Origin of the sequence: Streptomyces sp. adm13(2018) (assembly GCF_008042145.1) — a bacterium.
GTDB lineage: Bacteria > Actinomycetota > Actinomycetes > Streptomycetales > Streptomycetaceae > Streptomyces.
Genome location: NZ_RDBH01000141.1, coordinates 539769 through 542901 on the forward strand (window position 1 = coordinate 539769; position 3133 = coordinate 542901).

Annotated in this window: 2 protein-coding genes; both read left to right on the forward strand. The window is 77.4% G+C overall.

Annotated elements, in window-relative coordinates; all coding sequences use genetic code 11:
* A partial coding sequence (locus tag EAO70_RS30575; RefSeq protein ID WP_261993122.1) for a PD-(D/E)XK nuclease family protein occupies positions 1–2177 on the forward strand: 2177 nt, incomplete at its 5' end.
* A gap of 85 nt (positions 2178–2262) precedes the next feature.
* Positions 2263–3129 (forward strand): hypothetical protein, encoded by an 867-nt coding sequence (locus EAO70_RS30580; protein ID WP_148006075.1) that lies wholly within the window; start codon positions 2263–2265, stop codon positions 3127–3129.
* The last annotated feature ends 4 nt before the right edge of the window (positions 3130–3133 follow it).

The following is a 3133-nucleotide window of genomic DNA, read 5'->3' on the forward strand; positions in this document are numbered from 1 at the left end:
CCGAGCCCGCGGAGCCCGGGACCGTAACCGGCGCCGAGCCCGGCGAGCCCGGTACGGCTGCCGAAGCCGAGCCGGTCGAGCCCGGTACGGCTGCCGAGCCCGCGGAGCCCGGGACCGTAACCGGCGCCGAGACCGCGGAGCCCGGTACGGCCACCAGCGCCGTCCCTGCCGAGCCCGGTACGGCCGCCGGGGCCGGTACGGCTACCGAGACCGAACCCGCCGAGCCCGGTACGGCCACCGGCGCCGAGCCCGGTACGGCCACCGGCATCGAGCCCGGTGCGGTCGGGGGCTCCGTGTCCGCCGGGTGGCTCGGCGTCGAGGTCGCGCTCGAACTGCTCGCCTCCCCGCTCGCCGGCGTCGACCCCGCCGACCTGCGCCGGCTCGGGCGCGCCCTGCGCGACGAGGCGCGGGCCGCGGGCGACAAGGTCCCGCCGCCGTCCGACGTCCTGCTCGCCCTCGCGCTCGCCGAGCCCGAGCGCCTCGCCGCCCACGACCCCGCGTACGCGCGCGGGGCGAAGCGGCTCGGCGACCTGCTCCGCGACACCCGCGCCCTCCTCGCCGGCGGCGGCACCGCCGAGGAGGCCCTCTGGGTGCTCTGGAACGGCACCCCCTGGCCCGGCCGGCTGGAGCGCGCCGCGCTCCGCGGCGGCCCCGCCGGACGCAACGCCGACCGGGACCTCGACGCCGTCTGCGCCCTCTTCGAGACCGCCGCCCGCGCCGAGGAGCGCGTCGGCGGCCGCGGCGTCCGCAACTTCCTCGAAGAACTCGACGCGCAGGACATCGCCGCCGACACCCTCACCCGCCGCCACACCCGCCCCGACGCGGTCCGCCTCATGACCGCCCACCGTTCCAAGGGCCTGGAATGGAGCCTCGTGGTCGTCGCCGGGGTCCAGGAGGGCCTCTGGCCCGACCTGCGCCGCCGCGGCTCCCTCCTGGAGGCCGACCGCATCGGCCGCGACGGCCTCGCCGAGCCCCTCACCCCCGGCGCCCTCCTCGCCGAGGAGCGCCGCCTCTTCTACGTGGCCGCCACGCGCGCGCGTGACCGGCTCGTCGTCACCGCGGTGAAGGCCGCCGCTGAGGACGGCGACCAGCCCTCCCGCTTCCTCGCCGAACTCGGCGAGGAGCCGAGGGACGTGCCCGGCCGCCCGCGCCGCCCCCTCGCCGTCTCCGCCCTGGTCGCCGAGCTGCGCGCCACCACCGTCGACCCGGCTGCCGCGCCCGCGCTCCGCGCCGCCGCCGCCGACCGCCTCGCCGAGCTCGCCGCGCTGACCGACGACGACGGCCAGCCGCTGGTCCCCGCCGCCCACCCGGACCGCTGGTGGGGACTGTTCGAGCCGACCCGCAGCCCGGAGCCGCTGCGCGACCGCGACCGGCCCGTGGCCCTCTCGCCCAGCTCCCTGGACAACCTCGTGAGCACCTGCTCCCTCCAGTGGTTCCTGGGCCGCGAGGTCAAGGCCGCGGCACCCGCCACCGCGGCCCAGGGGTTCGGCAACGTCGTCCACGTCCTCGCCGACGAGGTCGCCTCGGGCCGTACCCCCGCCGACCTCGACGTCCTCATGGCCCGGCTGGACTCGGTGTGGGACGCCCTCGCCTTCGACGCCCCCTGGAAGTCGGCCCAGGAGAAGCGGAACGCGCGCGCGGCGCTCGAACGCTTCCTGAGCTGGCACGTCATGGACCGGGGCGGCCGCACCCCGGCCGCCTCGGAGCACGACTTCGACGTGACCCTGGAGGCGGGCGCGTACGAGGTCCGCATCCGCGGTTCCATGGACCGGGTCGAGACCGACGAGCACGGCCGCGCGTACGTCGTCGACTTCAAGACCGGCAAGTCCGCCCCCACCCGCGACGAGGTGGCCCACCACCCGCAGCTGGCCGTCTACCAGCTCGCGGTCCGGGAGGGCGCCCTCGACGAGGTCCTCGACGGGCGGCGGCCGGAGCCGGGCGGGGCCGAACTCGTCCAGCTGCGGCAGGGCGCCCCGCAGAAGGAGGGCGGCGACGCCGCCCCCAAGGTGCAGGCCCAGGAACCGCTCGCCGGGGAGTGGGTCGGCGAGCTGCTCGCGCACGCCGCCGGCCGGGTCCTCGACGAGCGTTTCACCCCCACCACCGGCCAGCACTGCGCGAACTGCTCGTTCCGCGCCTCGTGCAGCGCCCAGCCGGAGGGCCGCCAGGTCGTCGACTGACGGCGGGCCCGGCGCGGGGTCGCGGGCGCACGCGCGCGGGGAGACCCTGGGGGACAGGGCTCGGGACAACCGCGAGGAGGCCCCCATGGCGTCCCACCGAAAGCGCCGCGCCGCGGCCGTCGTCTGCGCCGCCGCCGTCGCCGCGGGCCCCGTCCCGGTCGCCGCCGCAGGCCCTGTGCACGGTGCCGTCGCCGCGGGCCCTGTGCCCGCTGCTGCCGCCGTTCCGGCCGCCGCGAGCGGCCCCGCGGCCGTACCCGCCCCGCTGTCGGCGCCGACGCCCGATCCGTTCGCCGGCCTCGGCGCGGACGAGATCGCCGACCGGGCGGTCACCGCGACCCGCTCGGCCACCTCGCTCCGGATGACCGGCCGGGTCGTCACCGAGGGGCAGCCCCTCGACATCGACTTCGCCGTGAACGACCGCGGCGAGTGCACCGGCGCGATGAGGATCCAGGGCGGCGCCGCCGAACTCCGCAGGATCGACCGGATCACCTACATCAAGGGCGACGAGGCCTTCTGGCGGGTCTCCATGGCCTCGCAGGGCATGCCCGACGCCCAGATCGACGCCACGGTCGAGCTGGTCAAGGGCCGCTGGCTGAAGATCGCCCCCGGTCAGGCCGGCAGCGCCGACCTCAGCGGCGTCTGCGACCTGAAGGCGCTCCTCGCCGACCTCGACCAGGACCAGGAGGAGCGCCGCGGGCTGACCAGGGGACCCGACTCCGAGGTCGACGGCACCCCCGTGGCGAACCTCGTCAAGAAGCGGCCCGGCGGCGAGACCACCACCGTGTCCGTCGCGCGGGAGGGCAGGCCGTACATCCTGCGGATGGTCAGGGCGGGCGGCGGGCAACCCGGTGCCGTCCGGTTCTCCGACTACGGCAAGCCCGTCCGCGTCGTCGTCCCGCCCGCCGCGGAGACGGTGGACCTCTCGAAACTGGAGCCGGGCACCCCCGCGTGAGGAG